The organism is Streptomyces lasiicapitis, from assembly GCF_014646335.1.
GTDB classification, from domain to species: Bacteria; Actinomycetota; Actinomycetes; order Streptomycetales; family Streptomycetaceae; genus Streptomyces; species Streptomyces lasiicapitis.
The window spans coordinates 31,276-50,523 of record NZ_BMNG01000002.1 but is presented as its reverse complement, the minus strand read 5'-3'; the positions used below and the strand labels follow the sequence as shown (position 1 = coordinate 50,523).

The 19,248-nt window shown below is 75.5% G+C and carries 13 protein-coding genes; 6 read left to right on the top strand and 7 right to left on the bottom strand.

Going from position 1 to position 19,248, the window contains the following annotated elements:
- Positions 1-4 precede the first annotated feature (4 nt).
- A complete protein-coding gene (locus tag IEY91_RS03730) occupies positions 5-1,126 on the bottom strand; it encodes a glycerate kinase (protein WP_164328054.1) in 1,122 nt (373 codons plus the stop codon).
- A 303-nt stretch (positions 1,127-1,429) separates the two neighbouring features.
- Here IEY91_RS03730 and IEY91_RS03725 point away from each other — a divergent pair, with 303 nt between their 5' ends.
- The 6 genes from IEY91_RS03725 to IEY91_RS03700 are packed head-to-tail and all read left to right on the top strand — an operon-like array spanning position 1,430 to position 11,210.
- Positions 1,430-2,527 (top strand): ADP-ribosylglycohydrolase family protein, encoded by a 1,098-nt coding sequence (locus IEY91_RS03725; RefSeq protein WP_189172834.1) that lies wholly within the window; start codon positions 1,430-1,432, stop codon positions 2,525-2,527.
- Between the two features lie 48 nt (positions 2,528-2,575).
- On the top strand, positions 2,576-3,016 hold the full coding sequence (locus IEY91_RS03720) for a CU044_2847 family protein (RefSeq protein ID WP_189172833.1): 441 nt from the start codon (positions 2,576-2,578) through the stop codon (positions 3,014-3,016).
- Between the two features lie 2 nt (positions 3,017-3,018).
- Positions 3,019-5,481, top strand: a complete 2,463-nt coding sequence (locus IEY91_RS03715; RefSeq protein ID WP_189172832.1) for a VMAP-C domain-containing protein — start codon at positions 3,019-3,021, stop codon at positions 5,479-5,481.
- Positions 5,478-6,638: an AAA family ATPase gene (locus tag IEY91_RS03710; protein WP_189172831.1), complete on the top strand. Its 1,161-nt coding sequence runs from the start codon at positions 5,478-5,480 to the stop codon at positions 6,636-6,638. Before IEY91_RS03715 ends, IEY91_RS03710 begins: the two co-directional genes overlap by 4 nt.
- A gap of 20 nt (positions 6,639-6,658) precedes the next feature.
- Entirely contained in the window at positions 6,659-10,690 is a 4,032-nt protein-coding gene (locus tag IEY91_RS03705; protein WP_189172830.1) for an SAV_2336 N-terminal domain-related protein, read from the top strand.
- Positions 10,691-10,715: 25 nt separating this feature from the next.
- Positions 10,716-11,210: an NUDIX domain-containing protein gene (locus IEY91_RS03700; RefSeq protein WP_189172829.1), complete on the top strand. Its 495-nt coding sequence runs from the start codon at positions 10,716-10,718 to the stop codon at positions 11,208-11,210.
- Positions 11,211-11,265: 55 nt separating this feature from the next.
- Here IEY91_RS03700 and IEY91_RS03695 read toward each other — a convergent pair whose 3' ends face one another.
- The 6 genes from IEY91_RS03695 to IEY91_RS03670 form a co-directional block, all read right to left on the bottom strand.
- Positions 11,266-11,769 carry a methylated-DNA--[protein]-cysteine S-methyltransferase gene (locus IEY91_RS03695; protein WP_189172828.1) on the bottom strand — a complete coding sequence of 168 codons (504 nt, stop codon included), beginning with the start codon at positions 11,767-11,769 and terminating at the stop codon, positions 11,266-11,268.
- Positions 11,770-11,811: 42 nt separating this feature from the next.
- Positions 11,812-13,365: an AlkA N-terminal domain-containing protein gene (locus IEY91_RS03690; protein WP_189173121.1), complete on the bottom strand. Its 1,554-nt coding sequence runs from the start codon at positions 13,363-13,365 to the stop codon at positions 11,812-11,814.
- A gap of 526 nt (positions 13,366-13,891) precedes the next feature.
- Positions 13,892-14,434: an O-acetyl-ADP-ribose deacetylase gene (locus tag IEY91_RS03685; protein WP_189172827.1), complete on the bottom strand. Its 543-nt coding sequence runs from the start codon at positions 14,432-14,434 to the stop codon at positions 13,892-13,894.
- A gap of 417 nt (positions 14,435-14,851) precedes the next feature.
- A complete protein-coding gene (locus IEY91_RS03680; RefSeq protein ID WP_164328056.1) occupies positions 14,852-16,264 on the bottom strand; it encodes a phytoene desaturase family protein in 1,413 nt (470 codons plus the stop codon).
- Between the two features lie 106 nt (positions 16,265-16,370).
- Positions 16,371-17,225, bottom strand: coding sequence for an inositol monophosphatase family protein (locus tag IEY91_RS03675; RefSeq protein WP_189172826.1), 855 nt, complete (start codon positions 17,223-17,225; stop codon positions 16,371-16,373).
- A gap of 145 nt (positions 17,226-17,370) precedes the next feature.
- Positions 17,371-19,239, bottom strand: a complete 1,869-nt coding sequence (locus tag IEY91_RS03670) for a gamma-glutamyltransferase family protein (RefSeq protein ID WP_189172825.1) — start codon at positions 19,237-19,239, stop codon at positions 17,371-17,373.
- Between the last annotated feature and the right edge of the window lie 9 nt (positions 19,240-19,248).

Below are 19,248 nucleotides of genomic sequence, written 5' to 3'. Positions count from 1 at the left end.
CAGGTCACGTCAGGAAGTCCGTGGCGATCTTGGCTGAGAGGCGCTCCAGGAGCGGCCCCGCCTCGGCCACGCAGCGGGCCACGTCGGGCTCGATGTCGGTGAGCGCGTACGCCCTGCGGATCCCGGCCGTGCCGAGCGCGGCGGGCGGCAGCGCGAGCCGCCCGCACACGGCGACGACCTCGACCCCGGCGGCGCGGGCCGCCGCGGCCACCCCGGCGGGCGCCTTCCCGTGCAGGGTCTGCTCGTCGAGCGAGCCCTCGCCGGTGATGACGAGCGTCGCCCCGGCCAGCGCGGGCGCGAAGCCGAGCACGTCCAGCATGACGTCGATACCGGGCCGGAACGACGCCCCGAGCCCCACAAGGGCCCCGTAGCCGATGCCGCCGGCCGCACCCGCGCCCGGCGCCTGCGCGTACTCCAGGGCCTGCGGCCCGACGTCCCGGGCGAGCACCCGCGCGAAGTGCGCGAGCGCGGCGTCCAGGGCTTCGACGTCCTCCGGTGTGGCGCCCTTCTGCGGGCCGTACACGGCGGGCGCCCCCTTGGGCCCCGTCAGCGGATTGTCGACATCGCTGGCCAGGACGACGTGTACGTCGCCGAGCCGCGGGTCGAGCCCGGTCAGGTCGGCGGACGCCAGCTCCCGCAGCGGCCCGCCGCCGGGCGCGACGGGTTCCCCGTCGGCGTCCAGGAACCGCGCGCCGAGTGCGGCCAGCATGCCCGCGCCGCCGTCGGTCGTGGCGCTGCCGCCGACACCGAAGACGACGGTGCGCGCGCCCGCGTCGAGGGCCGCGCGCAGCAGCTCTCCGCTGCCGTACGTCGTCGCCGTGAGCGGCGCGAACGTCCCTTCGGGCAGCAGTTGCAGCCCCGAGGCCTCGGCCATCTCCACGACGGCGGTGCCGTCCCGCAGCGCGTACGCCGCCACGACCTCGGCGCCGAGCGGCCCGGTGACCCGCACCTCCCGGCGTTCGAAGCCGGCCGCCACGGCGGCGTCGACCGTGCCGTCGCCGCCGTCCGCCACGGGCAGCGCCCGCACCGGCAGGTCCGGCGCCACGCTGTGCAGGCCCGCCGTCACGCGCTCGGCCACCTGCACGGCCGTGAGGGATCCCTTGAACTTGTCCGCGGCGATGAGCACATGGCCGCGGCCCGTGCCCCCGGCGCCGTGCCCCGCGCCGTCTCCCGCCGTCACTGCAGCGTCCGCCACCTTGCATTCCCCTTGCTTTCCGGGCCTTGCTCGCGTCAAGGCAGTCGCGCCGCTGCGACCATAACCGCAGGAGGGGGCCGCTGCCCATGGTCGGCTGCCGCACACCTTGATCACTTGCACCGACATATACGGTCATGTCGTGTGATATCGCCGAGGTCTGCGGCCAGGAATGATCGATCACCCGGGTGTGGAGGAGCCCGCGCGTCGGCGCCCGGATTTCGGTAGACCGGACGTATGACGTCGACGGCACCGGACTCCCGGCCCACGGAACCTCCGCCCACGGATCCCCGGCTCGCGGACCGCGTCCACGGCGGCTGGCTCGGCCGGATCGCCGGGAACATGCTCGGCAAGCCCGTCGAGCGCGGCGACTACTGGACCCGCGACCGCATCGACCGCTACCTGCGGCTCAGCGACGCGCTCCCCCTCACCGACTACCTGCCGGAGCCCCCGACGGGAGCGACGGACTTCGAGCTGCGCCCGGAGTGGCGTTCCTGCGTGCGCGGCCGCGTCGACGGGAGCTGCCGCGACGACGACGTGGACTACGCGATCCTCGGCCTGGAGCTCCTGGAGTCGCACGGTTTCGGCTTCAGCACCGAGGAGGTGGGCCGGCTGTGGCTGGAGCGCCTGCCCTATCTCCAGACGTTCACGGCGGAGCGGGCGGCGTACCGCAATCTCACGGCAGGACTCAGCCCGCCGCTGACGGCGACCTACGACAACCCTTACCAGGACTGGATCGGGGCGCTGATCCGCGCCGACATCTTCGGCTGGACCAGCCCCGGCGACCCGCGCCGCGCCGCGTCCCTCGCCCGCCGCGACGCGGTGCTCTCGCACACCGGCAACGGCGTGTACGCGGCGATGTGGGCGGCGGCGCTGATCGCGGCGGCCTTCACCGCGGGCTCGCCCCGGGACGCGCTGGAGGCCGGGCTCGGGGTGATCCCGGCGGGCTGCCGGATCGCGCGGACGGTACGCCGGGTGATGTCGCTGTACGAGGCCTCGCTGAGCTGGGAGGACACCCTGGACACGGTGGCGGACGAGACGGCGGGGCTCGGCTGGATCCACGCCGTGCCGAACGTCGCCGTCCTCACCGTCGGACTCCTGTACGGCGGCGGGGACTTCACGCACACGATCGCGCTGACGGTGCGCGGCGGCCTCGACACCGACTCCAACGGCGCGACGGCGGGGTCGGTGGCGGGCGTGCTGTGCGGGGCGTCGGCGATCCCGGCGCAGTGGCGGGAGCCGCTTCGGGACCGGGTGCGCAGCGCGGTGTTCGGGTACGACGGGGCCAGGATCAGTGAACTGGCGGCGCGGACGGTGCGGTTGATGGAGGGGTGAAGTGGCGAACCGTGCCGATGAGGGCGTGGTGATCGGCACAATGGGCGCATGCCCGAGTACCTGGAACTCGACCTGGCCGGCGCGGCGTTGCGCGTGGAGCTCGCCGACGTCGGTGACGCGCCCCCGAGCACGCCCCTGAGCACGCTCCCGGGCGGCGCCCCCGACGAGGACGGCCTGCCCGCGGAGTTCGGTGTGCCGAGCCCCGTCTCCGGCGGTGGCTGTCGCGCCGCCACCCTTGCCGCCGACACGCTGCGCGCCACCCTGCGGCCGCTCGGGCCGCTGCTCGACCAGGTGCACGCGTCGGTGGCGGGCGCCGAGCACCCGCCCGAGGAGTTCGGGGTCGAGTTCGGCATCGAGGTGGGCAAGGACCTCAAGCTCGGCATCGTAGGGGTGAAGGGCACGGCCACCATGACGGTGTCGGCCACGTGGCGGCGTAACGAAGTAGACGAAGTACGCGACGGTCGAGACGCCGCGGGCACCGGGAGCTGAGCGTGGACCGAAGGCCGCACTCGCCGCACGGCGCGCCCTCGGTCGTCGCCGTGCTCGCGCGGGCGGGCGAGGCGGCCGCCGGGGCGGGCGCGCTGCTGTCCGCGCACCGCGTCCTGACGTGCGCACACGTCGTCAACGAGGCGCTCGGCCTGGCCCCGCTGAGCGAGACGCGGCCCGTCGACGACGTCGTCCAAGTGAGCTTCGAGCGGCGGACGGTGCGGATCAAGGCGCAGATCGAGGTGTGGGTGCCGCCGCGCCGGGGCGGGGGCGCCGCGTGGCACGGCGATCTGTGCGTCCTTTCACTCAGTGAGCCCGCGCCGCCTGCCGTGGCGCCGGTCGCCTGGACGGAGATGGTGGAGGGGCAGCGGCTGCGGGCCTGGCACGGGTTCGGCGATCCGATCGGGTTCGCGGACACGCGGTTGAAGGTGCTGGACGGCCCGCTGGGCTATCTGGACGGGGAGTTGTCGGGTGCGGCGATCGGCCCGGGGTTCAGCGGTGCGCCGTTGTGGACGGAGTGCGGGACGGGGGCGGCGGGGCTGGTTGTGGGGCGGCTGGGGCATCCGGAGCGCCCGGTGAATTCGGGGTATTCGGGGCATCCGGGGGCCGGTGGTGGCGGTGGTGACAGTGGCGGCGGCGGCAGTGGTGGTCACAGTGGGCACTCCGGTCCCACTGGTCCCACTGGGCACCTCGGTTACGCCGCCCACTCCGGGCAGACGCTGCGCCGCACCTGGGCGCTCTCGTGGCAGGCGATCCGCGAGCAGTTGTACGCCGCCGGGGCGGGTGCCGTCGTCGACGAGTGCCGTACGGCGCGGCCGCCGCGGTCCGACGATCCGCTCGCCGTCGAACTCGTCGGCCTGCTGCGGTCGTTGCTGCCCGACCCGGCCGTGCGCGCCGACCATGTGCGCAGGCTGGACGCCGAGTTGGGGCGGGCTGCCGGTCCGACCGCGTACGGGGCACCCGCGCCGCCGTCCGTCGAGGCGCTCGCCGCGGATCTCCTCGCCACGCCGAGGGCGCTGCCCACGCTGAGCGAGTCCCTGGTGGCGGCCGGGCCGTACGGGGCGCGGCCCGAGCAGTTGACGCCGCTGCTCGCCGTCGGCCGGGCCGTCGCTGCGGCCGGGCTCCTTTCGTACGCCGAATTCGCCTTCCTGGAGCGTGTGTTGAGCCAGGTCGTGGTGGCCGACGCGACGCTGCCCGCGCGGGCGGCACGGGAGGCGCTGCGGTTCACGCCGCTGCCGCAGCCGCTGTGCACCGCGCGGCTCGGGGAGCTCGCGGTGGCGCGGGTCATCGGGGAGCTGGAGGACTTCCACGATCCCGTGCGGGACTCGGGCTCGCCGCCGGTGCCCTCGCTCGTGCATCTGGTCGAGTTCGTCGCGGCGGCCTGCGGCACCGATTCGGGCGAGGAGTTGCGCGGCTGGAGCGACCGGGTGTGCGCGCGGCTCGGCGTGCACGCCGCGGCCCGTGACCAGCGGCGCGCCGACGCCGCGCGCTGGGCGGCGTCCCGGGCGGCTCCCGTGGTCCGGCTGCTCGCGGAGCTCACCCGGGACGGCACGCCGGGGCCCGAGCGCTACCGCTGCCGGCTGTGGCAGCGGCTCGCGGACGGTGGCGTACGCCGTGTGGAGACCGGCACGAACGACGAGGCGCTCGGCCCGGAGCAGGTGGGCGCCCTCATCCGTGAGGCCGCGGACCTCTCCGCGCCCGCGGGCACCCCGCTGGCCGTGGACGTCGCCGTGGACCGCGCCGACCTGCACCTGCCCGTCGACGAGTGGGAGACGGGCAGCCCGAACGAGTTCGAGCCGAGCCTCCCCCTAGGCGTGCACTACCCGCTGACGCTGCGCTGCCCGGAGATGAGCCGACGGGTGCCGAAGCGCGAGGCCGAGCACCGCCGCCGCTGGGCCGACGGACACGGCCGCCCGCTGGTCGTCGACGCCGCGCAGGCCGACGGCCGGCAGGTCACCGCGCTGCTGCGGGCCGGTCACCACGACACCAACCAGGTCGTCCTGCACGGCCCGCCCGAGGTGCGCGCCAGGCTCCTGGAGATCTGCCTCGCGCTCGGCGTGCCGGTCGTGCTGTGGGACCGCGACGCCCGCGACCACGGCGACGCGGCCCGCCTCGACGCACTCCACCCCACGGGGCTCATGCCTCAACTCCCGGACCGGGTATGGGAGTTCCGTGGGCAGGCACTCACCTCGGAGCGCGCGCCGCGCCCCGGGCGCCCGGCCCTCGTGTGGGAGGAGCCGGCCGCCTGGGGCGGCGATCACGCCCCGGCCGCGTGGGAGACCGCGGCGGCCTGGCAGGGCCCTCGTACGGAACTGACGGATCCGGATGTACCACCGCCACGCGCGTATCCGGACGCACCACCGCCCTTGACGGATCCGGACGCACCACCACCGTGGGCCGCCGCCGGCCCCGTCCGGCCCGCGGCGGCCCCGAGCAGCACCCCCGCCCAAGGAGCAGGCACCGTATGACAGAGCAGAGGGATAAGCAGCCGCGGCCGACCGGGGGCGCCGAGCGGGCGTCCGGGGACTGGCGGCTGTTCCGTGGGGACGGCGCGACGCGCCATGTGACGTTCCCGGAGGCGCCGCCGTGGCGCCGCTTCACGCCGGAGCCGGAGCCGGATTCGGCGCCCTCGCCGGGCGGGGGCGCAGGTGTGGCCTCGTCGGACGCGGCCGGTCAGGGCACGCGGGCGGCCCGCCCCTACCTCATCGGCCCGGACGAGTCGGAGATCGTCAACGCGGCGCTGCTGCTGCGGCGCCCGCTGCTCGTCACCGGCCACCCCGGCACGGGCAAGTCCTCGCTCGCGCACGCGATCGCGCACGAGCTGAGCCTCGACCGCGTCCTGACCTGGCCGGTCAACAGCCGCTCCACGCTGCGCGAGGCGCTGTACGGGTACGACGCGATCGGGCGGCTGCGGGAGTCCAATCTGCGTACGGAGCGGGAGGGGCAGGAGGGGCAGGAGGGGCGGGAGGGACATGAGGGAGCGGAGACGGGGGCGACGGACCGGTCCGACGGGGACGCCCCCACTCGCACACCGGGTTCCCCGAGGGCTCACGGCACCGACATCGGTTCCTACGTACGTCTCGGGCCGCTCGGCACCGCGCTCGTCCCCGGTGAGCGGCCGCGCGTCCTGCTCGTCGACGAGCTCGACAAGGGGGACGTGGACCTGCCGAACGACCTGCTGACCGTCTTCGAGGAGGGCGAGTTCGAGATCCCGGAGCTGGCGCGGCTGCCGGAGGAGGAGTCGCGGGTCGAGGTGCTCACCGCCGACCCGCAGGTCAGGGCGCCCGTGGTGCGCGGGCGCGTGCGCTGTACCGAGTTCCCCGTCGTCGTCATCACCAGCAACGGCGAGCGCGAGTTCCCGCCCGCGTTCCTGCGTCGCTGCGTACGTCTCGATCTCGCGGAGCCGGACGAGCAGCGGCTGCGCGACATCGTCGAGGCCCACCTGGGGGACGCGGCCCTGGACGGGGTCGACGACCTCCTGCGCACGTTCCTCGCCCGCCGCGCCCCCGGCGAACTGGCCACGGATCAGCTCCTGAACGCCGTGTTCCTGCGCAAGGGCGGCGTGGACCTGCCGCCCGGCGCCCTCCTGGACGCCGTGCTGCACCGGCTGGGCGGGGCGGTTTAGGGGTGGGCCTTGAGGTGGGGGTGGGGCCGCCCGAGGACGCGGCCGGTGACTCGGCCGAGGGCGGGGCGGAGGGCTCGGCCAGGGCTCCTTCCCCTCTCCACGACGTCCTCTCCGCCCTCGCCGCGAGCGGTGTCGAGCTCTCCCGTGAGGAGCTGGTCGACGCCCTGTGGCTGGCGGCTCGGCTGCCCGCGGACGCGTCGGCGCCGCTCGCGCGGGCGACGGGGCTGACGGCGCCACCGGCTGCGGACTCGGCGGAGGACGTCGAAGACTGCGCGGACTTCGAGGACTTCGAGGACTGCGACGAGGCGGCCTGTGCGGACGAAGCGGAGGACTTCGAAGCCGAGCGGCGGTCGGCGCAGGGCTCCGCCGCATATGGCACCCTGCACGGCACGGTGAGTGTGGCGGCAGACGCCGCGCGGACGTCCGCCCCGTCGTACTCGATGCCGCGCGGCCCGCACGCCGCATCCCAGCACCGGGACGACGCCCCCGCCCAGGCCGCCCGCATCGCCACCACCCCGCTCTACGCGGGCGCCGTCGCCCCGCGCGTCGCCCCGTCGGCGGCCGGACGCGTCCGGCCGGTCCGCACTCCCGGCGCGAAGGCCCTGGGTGCCCGGCAGCTCCAACTGGGGCGCGCGCTGCGCCCGTTGAAGCAGAGCCGCCCCGACCGCCGCCGGTGGGAGCTGGACGAGGTCGCGAGCGCCGACTCGGCCGCCGAGAGCGGGCTCGCGGACGCCGTGCTGCGGCCGGGCCGCGCGCGCTGGCTGGATCTGGCGCTGCTCGTGGACGACGGCGTGTCCATGCTGCTGTGGCAGCGGCTCGCCGCGGAGACCCGGCTGCTGCTGGAACGCAGCGGCGCGTTCCGCACCGTGCGCGTACACGGCCTTGACACCCGCAGCGCCGCCGCGCCCCTGCTCGGCCGCGCCTACAGCCCCGGCACGGCCGTGCTGCCGCCCGCCACCGTCACCGACCCCGGCGGCAACACCCTCGTCCTCGTCGTCAGCGACGGCGTCGGCGCGGCCTGGCGCGACGGGCGGATGCGTACGCTCCTCAAGCAGTGGGCGCGCTGCGGCCCGACGGCCGTGCTGCACGCCCTGCCCGAGCACCTGTGGGACGGCTCGGGGCTGCGCGCCGAACGGTGGCAGGTCACCACGCGGCGCCGGGGCGCGCCCAACCTCACCTGGGACGTGGCCGATCCGGTGCTGCCGCCGGAGCTCGCGGCGTTCGACGGCATCCCGGTGCCGGTCCTCGCGCCGGAGCCGGACGCGGTCGGCGCGTGGGCCGCGCTGGTCGCGTCGCCGGGCACCAGCGCGGTGCTGCCGCTGCTTGCGGCGCCGGACCCGGTCGCGGCGCGCGCGTCGCGTACGGACGCGGGAGCGCGGCCGCGTACGGCGGCATCCGGCGTTCCGTCCGGGGCGTCCCGTCCGTCCTGTCCGTCAGGCGAGGGCGCCGCGAACGCGGTGCTGCGGTTCCGCGACACGGCGTCCCCGCAGGCGTACCGCCTCGCCGCTCAACTGGCCGCGCTCGCACCGCTGTCCGTGCCGGTGATGCGGCTCACGCAGGGTGCGCTGGGCCCGGATGTGACGACGGGTCACCTCGCGGAGGTGTTCCTGAGCGGGCTGATGCATCGTACCGACGGCACCTGCTCTGCGGCCGAACTCCCTCCGCAGCACCGGGGGTTCGACTTCGACGACCAGGCGCGGGAGCTGCTGCTGAGTGCGGCGCCGGTGCCGGAGCTGGTACGCACCGGTCGCGCCGTGAGCCGACGGCTCGCCGAACTCGCGGGCCGTTCGGCGGACTTCCCCGCCTGGATGGCGCATCCCGCGGGCACGGAGTGGGCCGACGCGGGGGCGCGGCCGTTCGGGTGGGTGGACGAGCGGATGCTGCGGCGGCTGGGGGTGGGCGGCGCTCCGGCTTCGTCCGCGCGCGGCGGTCGGCCCGTCGCGGCGCCCGGGGCCGCCGCGGCCAAGGGTGTTCCGGTCGAGGATGTCGCGGTCGAGGACGTTCCCGCGTACGTCGACGCGCCCGGGTCGGACTGGCGGTCGCTGGTGTCCGGGAATCCGCGGTGGGCGGGGCCGTGGCGGCTGTTCGCCCAGCACGACACGGCGCGCACGACGAGCGGCCTCTTCCTCGGCCGGCTCGACGGCACGGGCGATGTCGCGGCGCTGCGCCTGACCCGGCCGGGGTCGGTCGCGCGGATGTCGCTGCCCCGGCAGGCGGCGGCGCTGCGCTCCCTCGGCGGTGAGCGGGCCCCCTTCCTGGTCGCGCTCGACCCGGCGGAGGAACCGGCGTGGATCGCGACGGGCATCACCTGGGCGGATGGCCGTCCCGCGCCCGACCTGGGGCGGCACGTGGCGGCGTCGGGGCGCATCGACGACGCCGCGGAGTTCGCCCGGTTCGGGCGGCGCCTCGCGGGCGCGCTGGCGTGGGCCCACTCGCGGGGGATCGCCCACGGCGACCTGGTGGCGCGGCGGATCCTGGTCGCGGACGGCGACGTGTGCGTGACGGGGTGGCGCGTGGAGGAGCACGCGGACGGGGCCGCCCACGACGTGAGCAAGTTGGGCGAGGTGCTGGCGTCCGTGGCGGGCCAGGGCCTGCCGCTCGCGTACCACGACCTGCTCAACCTGTGCGGCAGCCCGCTGCTGCACGTGAGGCCCTCGGCCGCCCAAGTCTTCGCACACTTCGATGAGTTCATCCGCGACGGCGTGGGGAGGCTCGCGCTCCGCGCGAGGGTGGGTCGGACGGTCACCGCCGGGCACATCAGAACCGAACTCGTCCTGGACTTCGACAGCATGGGACCGCACGGCGGCATCCGGGGCACCCCGGACCAGCAGGCCGCGGTACTCGAGACGCTCGTCCGCGACATCGGCACCCACCGCTCCCCCACCGACGTACAGATCGTCCTGGTCGGCGAGGCCACCCGGTGTGTGAGCCCGCGGACGGCGGCGAGTCTGCCCCATGTCGTCCTCGCGCCCCACACCCCCGACGCGACCCATGCCCTCTACCTGGAAGTGCGCCGCCGCCGGACCCGTGCCGACGAGGCACGGGACGCCGGGGCGCCCCCGCCCGCGGAGTCCCGTCTGATCGCCGTCCTCGGCCGGTCGGCGGCCGAGGAGGTGCGGAGCTGGCCGGTCCAGGTACACCACGGACTCGGCGTGCACCTCGTGTTCCTCGACCCGGACCTCATCGCGCACAGCGCGGACGTCCTCGGCTTCGTGATCGACGCCGTCGACATGGGGCACCTGGGAGGGCAGGGAGTCCTGCGGCACGCGGGCGAGGCCACGCACTTCACCCTCCTGCCCACCCCGCCGCTGCCCCCGCCCACCGAAGCACCCCCCGTCACCGCCCCCTCCATCGAGCCCACCCGCCAGGCCCAACTCGTCGTCGAAGCACGCAACGCCGTGGCCGTGGGCCGCGCCGGGCACCCCGAGCAGGCCCTCGCGGACCTGGTCCACATCGCCGAGAACCAGCGGCTGCTGCTCGGCCCCGACCACCCGGAGACCCTCGAAAGCGTCTACGAACTGGCCTCCCTGCACGCCCAGTTGGGCAGGCAGCCCGACGCGCTAGCCCTCTCCACCGACACCGCCGAGCGCCGCGCCCGCGCCCTCGGGCCGCGGCACCCCGACACTCTCACCGCCCAGCAGCAGTGCGCGTTCGTCCTCGGGCAGCTCGGCCGCCACGAGGAGTCGTACGCCGCCTACCGCCGCGTCCTGTCGTCCTGGGAGGCCACCCGCGGCCCGGCCCACCCCAGCACGCTCCTGTGCCGCCACAACCTGGCCGTCGCGCTGATCCTGCTGCGCCGGTACGAGGAGGCCGCCGATCAGGCGCGCCTCGCGCACAGCGGCCGCGTCCTCGTCCGCGGCGCCGAGCATCCGGACACGCTCGCCAGCGCGCACGAACTCGCCGTCGCGCTGCGCGGGTCGGGGCACGACGCGGAGGCGTACGCCGTGGCCACGGACGTACACGCCGCGCGCCTGCGCGTGCTCGGGCGCGACCATCCGGACACCCGCGCCACCCAGGCCCTGCTCACCTCACCGAAGCGCCCCGGCGGGTGATCCACCGGAGGTTACGCTTCCTGCCGTGACCACTCTCGACTACGCCACCTACATCGCGGGCCTGCCCCGCGTCCTCGCCGGGGCCGCCAGCGTCATCCGCGACCGCGCCGGGCGTGTCCTGCTCGTGCAGCCCAACTACCGCGAGGGCTGGGCCCTTCCGGGCGGCACCGTCGAGTCGGACGAGGGCGAGAGCCCCCGGCAGGGCGCCCGCCGCGAGACCGTCGAGGAGATCGGCCTGGACGTCGCGCCGGGCGGGCTGCTCGCCGTGGACTGGGTGCCGGGCACCGCGTCTCGGCCTCCGCTGGTGGCGTTCCTGTACGACGGCGGGGTGCTCGCCGACGACCGGTTCGAGGAGATCCGGCTCCAGGAGGACGAACTGCTCGCCTGGCGCCTCGCCACCCGCGAGGAACTGCCGGAGTACCTGTCGGCGCCGCTCGCGCGCCGGGTCCTTGCCGCGCTCGACGCGCTGGACGCGGGCACGGGCGCCGTGGAGCTGGAGAACGGCCGCCGGGTCGGCTGACGACGCCGTCGGCGGGGCCGGAACAGGGCGGCGGGGCAGGAACAGGGTGGCAGGGTCAGAACAGGGTGGATTCGCTCTCCGGACCGGTGCCGCCCTCGAAGACGAGGAGCCGCTTCTTGCGGTCGAGGCCGCCGCCGTATCCGGTCAGGCTGCCGCCCGCGCCGATGACGCGGTGGCAGGGGACGATGACGCTGATGGGGTTCTTGCCGTTGGCGAGGCCGACGGCGCGCGACGCGGCGGGCTTGCCGAGGGCCTCGGCCAGTTCGCCGTACGTACGGGTCTGCCCGTACGGGATGTCCAGGAGCTGTTGCCAGACCGAGCGCTGGAACGGGGTGCCGTCCAGGCGCAGCGGCACGTCGAACTCCTTGAGCGCGCCCGCGAAGTAGGCCTCCAACTGGTCGATCGCCGGGCCGAAGGGCGCCGGGTCGCGGTCGCCGAAGGTCTCCTCGGCGGGGCGGTGACGCTGCTCGGTCATGTAGAGGCCGCTGAGGGTGCCGTCGGTGGCGACGAGGGTGAGCGGCCCGTAGGGGCTGTCGATGACGGTGTGCTGACGATGCATGGTGGACGCCTTCGTACGGTGAATGCCCTGGGGTGAACGCCCTTAGGCGGGGAGGTTGTTGATGGCGTGGTCGTCGGTGGCCCACAGGTACTGGACGGCGTAGGCGCGCCAGGGGCGCCAGGCCGCGGCGCGCGCGGTGAGGGCGGCGGGGGTGTGCGGCAGGCCGAGTGCCTGGGCGGCGCGCCGGATGCCGAGGTCGGAGGGCAGGAACGCGTCCGGGTCGCCGAGGGCCCGCATCGCGATGACCTCCGTCGTCCACGGTCCGAAGCCCGGCAGGGCGGTGAGCTGGGCGCGGGCCCGCTCCCAGTCGTTCTCGACGCCCAGTTGGAGCGTGCCGTCGGCGAGGTGGCGTACCAGTGTGGTGAGGGTCGTGCGGCGGCTGCGGGGCAGCGCGAGGGACTCGGGGTCGAGGGCGGCGAGGGCCTCCGGTGCGGGGAAGAGGTGGGTGAGGCCGCCCTCCGGGTCGTCGACGGGTTCGCCGTGGGCGGTGACAAGGCGTGCGGCGTGGGTGCGGGCGGCGGCCGTGGACACCTGCTGGCCGAGGACTGCGCGCACGGCGAACTCGTCCTCGTCCACGGTGCGCGGCACCCGCCGCCCCGGCGCCTTCGCGACGAGCGGGGCGAGCAGCGGGTCGTCCGCGAGCAGCCCGTCCACGGCGACCGGGTCGGCGTCCAGGTCCAGCATGCGGCGGCAGCGGCTGATGGCGAGGGTGAGGTCGCGCGGGTCGGTGAGGGTGAGGCGGCAGCCGATGTGGTCGGGATGCGGGGTCAGCGCGACGATGCCGTGCCCGTAGGGCAGCCGCAGCGTGCGGCGGTACGCGCCGTCGCGCCACTCCTCCACCCCCGGCACGGCGGTGGCGACGAGGTGCCCGAAGAGGTTGTCGGGGTTGAGGGGGGCGCGGAAGGGGAGCCGGAGGGAGATGGTGCCGAGGGTGGGGGTGGGGGCGGCGGTGCTGTCGGGGGTTGCGGCGGGAGTGCTGCCGGGGGCGGGCGGGGTTGTGTACGCGGGTGGGTTCCTCCTGCTCCCGCCCCGCTTGGCCGCCCGGGTGCGGAGTTCGCCGGGGGCGAGGGCGAAGACCTCGCGGACGGTGTCGTTGAACGCACGGATCGAGGAGAAGCCCGCGCCGAAGGCGATCTGGGCCATGGGCAGGGTGGTCGTCTCGATGAGCAGCCGGGCGGTCTGGGCGCGCTGGGCGCGGGCGAGGGCGAGGGGGCCCGCGCCGAGTTCGGCGAGAAGCTGCCGCTCGACCTGGCGGGTGCTGTAGCCGAGGCGGGTGGCGAGGCCGGGGACGCCCTCGCGGTCCACGACGCCGTCGCCGATGAGCCGCATGGCGCGGGCGACGAGGTCGGCGCGCTCGTTCCACTCGGGCGAGCCGGGGCTGCTGTCGGGGCGGCAGCGCTTGCAGGCCCGGAAGCCGGCCTGCTGGCAGGAGGCCGCGCTCGGGTGGAAGGTCATGTTCTCGGGCTTGGGCGGCACGACGGGGCAACTGGGCCGGCAGTAGATCCGGGTCGTCAGCACCGCGGTGAAGAACCACCCGTCGAACCGGGCGTCCTTGGACTGCACGGCACGCACACAGCGGTCGAAGTCCCCATGCATCCCTGCGGGCGCGGCTGCTCGACCGGGGCCTGGGCTCGGGTCCGGCTGCCGTGCGGGGCGCGACGCCGTCCGGCCGGTGGCCTGCGGCTCCGCCTGCCCGGCGGGGTGGGGCTCCGCCGGGCCGGTGCCGACGGGCCCCGCCGGGCGGGTGCTCTCGGGTGCCGCCGGGCGGGTGCCTTCCGGCTCCGCCGGGTGGGTGCTGGCACGCCCTGCCGAGCCAGTGCTCTCCGGCCCCATCGAGCGGGTGCCTTGCGGCGCCGCCGCTGGACGGGTGCCTTCCGGTGCCGTGGGGCGGGTGCCGCGCGGCGCCGTCCGGCCGATGGCCTGCGGCTCCGCCTGCCCGGCGCTGTCACGGCCGGACCGGTCGGCGCCGGTCGGCCCCGCCGGGCCCCTGCTCTCCGGCCCCGTGCCCGCGGCCATGCGGGGAGTGGCCGTGGCCTCCGGGGTCCGGGACGTGGTGTGCGAAGCGGTCTGCATGGTTCAAGGATCCGGTATCCCGACCCCGGGGGCTGGCGAGAATGCGACATCAACCTGTGGCGGCCAGGGCCTCCTCGAACACCTCGTACGCCGCCTCGTCGAACAGGACGAAGCGGACCTCGTCCGGGGCGAGGGCCGGGCCCGGGGCCGCCGTCAGGGCTTCGCGGACGGCGCGTACGGCGATGTGCGCGGCGTCGGCGAGGGGCCACCCGTACGCGCCCGTGGAGATCGCCGGGAAGGCGACCGTGCGGGCGCCCAGGTCGGCCGCGACGCGCAGCGACTCGCGGTAGCAGGAGGCGAGCAGCGCCGACCGGTCCTCCGTCGCCGACCACACCGGCCCGACCGTGTGGATGACATGGTCCGCGTCCAGGCGTCCGGCGGTCGTCGCCACGGCCTGACCCGTGGGCAGCCCCTTGCCGTGGTGCGAGGCCCGCAGGGCGCGGCACTCGGCGAGGATGTCGGGGCCGCCACGGCGGTGGATGGCACCGTCGACGCCGCCTCCGCCGAGCAGCGAGGAGTTCGCCGCGTTCACGAGGGCGTCGGCGCGCTGCCGGGTGATGTCCCCCTGGACGAGGGTGATGCGGGCGGTCATGCGTCCACCTCCTGGAAGAGCACGGTCATTCGGGCCTCGGTCCGCAGCGGTGCGGTCCCTTGGAGCGCGGTCCCTCGGGGGTGTGGTCCCAGGGGGGTGTGGTCCCCCGGGATGCGGTCCCTCGGGGGTGTGGTCCCTCGGGATGCGGTCCCCTGGGGCGCGGGCCCCAGAGCTCGGTCGCCCGGCACGCAATCCCCCGGGGCACAATCCCCCGAGATGCGCCCCCTGGAAGCGCGGTCTCCCGGAGCACGGTCCCTGGGGCTGCGGCTCCTGAGGCTGTGGTCCCCTCGGCCCCTGAAGATGCGGTCCCTAGGGGCGCGGTCCCCCGGAGCACAGCCCCTGAAGACGTGGCCCCTAGGGGCGCTGCCCCCGGGAGCACAGCCCCTGAAGACGCGGTGCCCCAAGCCCAACCCGCCCTCACGCCCCCTCCCGCAGCCGTCTCCACACCGCCTTCGCCGCGTTGTGCCCGGACATGCCGTGCACGCCGGGGCCCGGCGGGGTCGCGGAGGAGCAGAGGAAGACGGCCGGGTGGCGGGTGCGGTAGGGGAAGGCGGTGAGGCGGGGGCGGAGGAGGAGTTGGAGGCCGCTGGCGGCGCCGCAGGCGATGTCGCCGCCCACGTAGTTGGCGTTGCGGGTGGCGAGCTGGGGCGGGCCCGCGGTGGCGCGGGCGAGGACGCGGTCGCGGAAGCCGGGCGCGAAGCGTTCGAGCTGGCGCTCGACGGCGTCGGTGAGGTCGCCCTGCCAGCCGTTCGGCACGTGCCCGTACGTCCAGAAGACCTGCTTGCCGTCGGGCGCACGGGTCGGGTCGACGACGCCGGGCTGCACCGAGATCAAAAACGGCGCGTCCGGCGCCCGGCCCTCGCGGGACGCGGCCCGCAGCGCGGCGCCGATCTCGCGGCTGCTCGCGCCGACCTGGACCGTACCGGCGACGCGGGCCTGCGGCGCCGTCCACGGCACCGGTCCGTCGAGCGCGTAGTCGATCTTGAAGACGCTCGCGCCGTACCGATACCCGTCGTAGTACCGCCCGAGCCCCGCGATGCGGGCCAGCGCGGTGGGCGAGGTGTCGAAGACGTACGCCCGCGCGGGCGGCAGGTCGTCGAGCCGCTTGACCGTGTAGTCGGTGTGGATGATGCCGCCGAGGTCCGTGAGGTACGCGGCGAGGGCGTCGGAGATCGACTGCGAGCCGCCGCGCGCGACGGGCCAGCCGCGGGCGTGCGCGGCGAGCGCGAAGACCATGCCGACGGCGCCCGTGGCGAGGCCGCTCAGCGGGGCGATGACATGGGCGACGAGCCCGGCGAACAGCGCCCGCGCCGGCTCGTCGGAGAAGCGCCGCATCAGCCACGTCGACGGCGGCAGACCAGCGAGCCCGAAGCGGGCGAGCAGCACCGGGTCGCGCGGCAGCGCGGTCAGCGGCAGCGACATGAAGTCCCGCACCAGGGTGTCCCAGTGGGGCAGGAAGGGCTCGACCAGCCTGCGGTACGCCCCGGCGTCACGCGGCCCGAAGGAGGCCGCCGTCTCGGCGACGGAGCGGGCGAGCACGGCGGCGCGGCCGTCGAGGAGCGGGTGCGCCATGGGCAGCTCGGCGTGCAGCCACCGAAGGCCGTACCGCTCCAGAGGCATGGCGCGGAACGCGGGTGAGTTCACCCCCAGCGGGTGCGCCGCCGAGCACGGGTCGTGCCGGAAGCCGGGGAGGGTCAGCTCCTCGGTGCGGGCGCCGCCGCCGACGGTGCTCTCGGCCTCGAACACGGCCACGGAGAAGCCGCGGCGGGCCAGCTCCACGGCGGCGGTCAGACCGTTCGGTCCCGCCCCCACGACGACGGCATCGAGCATCGACGGCACCTTCGGACTCCTTCGTCAGCCGATGGCCAGTGCCGCACAGGATATGCCGGGGCGCCGGCAACAACCGGGCCCCGGCCGTCCGTGGCAGTGCGCGCGGTCAGACCGCGCCCGCGAGCGCCCCCGCGATCCGGTGGGCCGTGGCCTCGTCCCGCGCCGCGGTGAACGGCAGGGCGTTGCCCCCGGTGACGGCGAACGGCACGCCGTCACGGGTGGCGTGCGCGCCGCCCGCCTCCTCGACCAGGAGCAGGCCCGCGGCGTGGTCCCAGGCCAGCTCCCAGCTGAAGGCGACGGCGTCGAGGGCACCCCGGGCGATGGCCAGGTACTCCAGGCCCGCCGAGCCGCACGGGCGCGGCGCGAAGCCCTCGCCGTACACCCCGAGGAGGGCGCGCTTCTGGTCCTCCGTCGTGAAGTCCGGGTGGGACGTGGCCACCGTCAGGGGGCGGCCGGGCTCGGGGGTGCCCGCACGCAGCGGCGTGCCGTTCAGCGTGGCGCCCTTGCCGCGGACCGCGATCGCGAACTCGTCGAGCGCGGGTGCGTACGTCCAGGAGGCGAGGACCACGCCGTCCAGGGCGAGCGCGACGAGGGTGCAGAAACCGGGGTCTCCGTGCACGAACTGGCGTGTCCCGTCGACGGGATCGACGATCCAGACGGGGGCAAGGCCCGATATCGCCTCGTACCTCGACGGGTCCGCGTGCACCGCTTCCTCGCCGACGACGACCGAGCCGGGCAGCAGTGCCGTGAGCTCGCGCGTCAGGAACTCCTCCGCGAGGCGGTCGGCGACGGTCACCAGGTCGTGCGGGCCGCTCTTCTGGACGACGTCGCCCTCGGCGAGCTGGCGGAACCGGGGGTTGATCTCTTCCGCGGCCGCCTTGCGGATCACGCTCTCCACGTCAGCGGTCTGTCGTGCGAGAAAGTCGTCGATGCTTTCCTTGATTGCCTGTGTTTCGATCATGCCTCCATGAGAGCACGTACCACTGACATCGCGGACTCGCGGGGTGAACAACGGATGGAATCCGGATGAAAGGGGACACCCGGATCGCCGGAATCCGCCACTCCGGAACCTGTGCCCCCGGTCCCCCGCCACCGGCCCCCAGCCCTCACCGCCCCACCGCGTACCCCTGCATCCCCCGCGGATTCGCCGCCGCCGAGAGCACCCCGGTCCGCGGATCCCGCGCCACCGCGCACAGCCGCCCCTCCGACCAGGCGCCGCCCACGGTCACGTCGTGGCCGCGCCGCCGCAGCTCCGCCACGACCTCCGGATCCATGCGGGACTCGACGACCACGCGTCCGGGCCGCATCCCGCGCGGGTAGAACGACTCCGGGAAGGACTCGGTGTGCCAGTTGGGGGCGTCGACGGCGCCCTGCAGGTCGAGTCCGCCGCGTACCGGCGCGCGCAGCGCCACCGCCAGGAAGAAGTGGACCTGCCACTGGTCCTGCTGATCGCCGCCCGGGGTGCCGAAGGCCATGACCGGTGTGCCGTCCCTGAGCGCGATGGACGGCGTCAGGGTGGTGCGGGGGCGGCGGCCCGGGGTGAGCGTGTTGGGGAGCCCCTCGTCCAGCCAGGCCATCTGCAGCCGGGTGCCGAGCGGGAAGCCGAGCTCGGGCACGACGGGGTTGGACTGCAGCCAGCCGCCGGACGGCGTCGCCGCGACCATGTTGCCCCAGCGGTCGACGACGTCGAGGTGACAGGTGTCGCCCCGGGTCGAACCGTCCGCCGCGACCGTCGGCTCCCCCGCTCCCGCGACCGTCGACGACCCCGCGCCCGCCACCGTCGGCTCCCCGGCCCCCACGGCCACCGCCCGCTCGGGCACACCCGCCCCGGCCTCCCCCGCGGCAACAGCCCGCGCGTGAGCGGAAAGCCGCGCCTCCCGCCCGCCCGGCCGCCCCGGCCGCAGCTCGAACGAGGCCTTCTCGCCGATGAGTTCGCGCCGCCGCGCGTTGTAGCTGTCCGAGAGCAGTGCGGCGAGCGGCACTTCGGCGGCGTCGCCGTACCAGGCCTCCCGGTCCGCCATGGCGAGCTTGCAGCCCTCGATCAGCAGGTGCGTGTAGGCGGCGGAGCCGGGGGCGGGCACCTCGCCGGGGAGCAGGGCCAGTTGCTGGAGGAGGGTGGGGCCCTGGCTCCAGGGGCCCGCCTTGCACAGGGTCCAGCCGTTCCAGTCGTACGTGACCGGGTCCTCGTACGTCGCGGACCAGCCCGCGAGGTCGGCGGCCGTGAGGGTGCCCGTGTGGTGCTCGCCGCTGGTGTCCAGGGTGGGCCGCGCGGACTGGCGCACCAGCGCCTCGGCTATGAAGCCGGTGCGCCACACCTCGCGGGCGGCGTCGATCTGCGCTTCGCGGTCGGCGCCGCCCGCGGCTTCGGCCTCGGCGATGAGGCGCCGCCAGGTGGCGGCCAGGCGCGGATTGCGGAACAGCTCGCCGGGCGCGGGCGGCCTGCCGCCGGGGAGGTACACCTCCGCCGACGAGGCCCATCCCGTCCCGTCCGTCGCGAACAGCTCCCTGACCGTCTCGACGGTCTCCGTGACGCGTTCCACGGGCGGGTGCCCGTCCTCGGCGTACCCGATGGCGTACGTGAGGACCTCGGCGAGCGTCTTCGTGCCGTGGTCGCGAAGGAGCAGCATCCACGCGTCGAAGGCGCCCGGCACGGCGGCGGCGAGCGGCCCGGTGCCGGGCACCAGGCCGAGGCCGAGCGTGTCCCGGTAGTGGGCGGCGCTCGCGTCGGCGGGCGCGACGCCCTGACCGCACAGGACACGTACGCCGCCGCCCGCCGGCGCGAGAACGATCGGCACCTCGCCCGCGGGCCCGTTCAGATGGGGCTCGACCACGTGCAGCACGAAGCCCGCCGCGACGGCGGCGTCGTAGGCGTTCCCGCCGTCCTCCAGGACGGCCATCGCGGACTGCGAGGCGAGCCAGTGGGTGGACGACACCATGCCGAAGGTGCCCTGGAGCGTGGGGCGCGTCGTGAACATGACCGCAGG

Bases quoted from the DNA above. Each gene is read 5' to 3' on its own strand.
- IEY91_RS03725 (WP_189172834.1), top strand. From the start codon at position 1,430: ATGACGTCGACGGCACCGGACTCCCGGCCCACGGAACCTCCGCCCACG.
- IEY91_RS03720 (WP_189172833.1), top strand. From the start codon at position 2,576: ATGCCCGAGTACCTGGAACTCGACCTGGCCGGCGCGGCGTTGCGCGTG.
- IEY91_RS03710 (WP_189172831.1), top strand. From the start codon at position 5,478: ATGACAGAGCAGAGGGATAAGCAGCCGCGGCCGACCGGGGGCGCCGAG.
- IEY91_RS03695 (WP_189172828.1), bottom strand. From the start codon at position 11,769: ATGCATCGTCAGCACACCGTCATCGACAGCCCCTACGGGCCGCTCACC.
- IEY91_RS03690 (WP_189173121.1), bottom strand. From the start codon at position 13,365: ATGCATGGGGACTTCGACCGCTGTGTGCGTGCCGTGCAGTCCAAGGAC.
- IEY91_RS03685 (WP_189172827.1), bottom strand. From the start codon at position 14,434: ATGACCGCCCGCATCACCCTCGTCCAGGGGGACATCACCCGGCAGCGC.
- IEY91_RS03680 (WP_164328056.1), bottom strand. From the start codon at position 16,264: ATGCTCGATGCCGTCGTCGTGGGGGCGGGACCGAACGGTCTGACCGCC.
- IEY91_RS03675 (WP_189172826.1), bottom strand. From the start codon at position 17,225: ATGATCGAAACACAGGCAATCAAGGAAAGCATCGACGACTTTCTCGCA.
- IEY91_RS03670 (WP_189172825.1), bottom strand. From the start codon at position 19,239: ATGTTCACGACGCGCCCCACGCTCCAGGGCACCTTCGGCATGGTGTCG.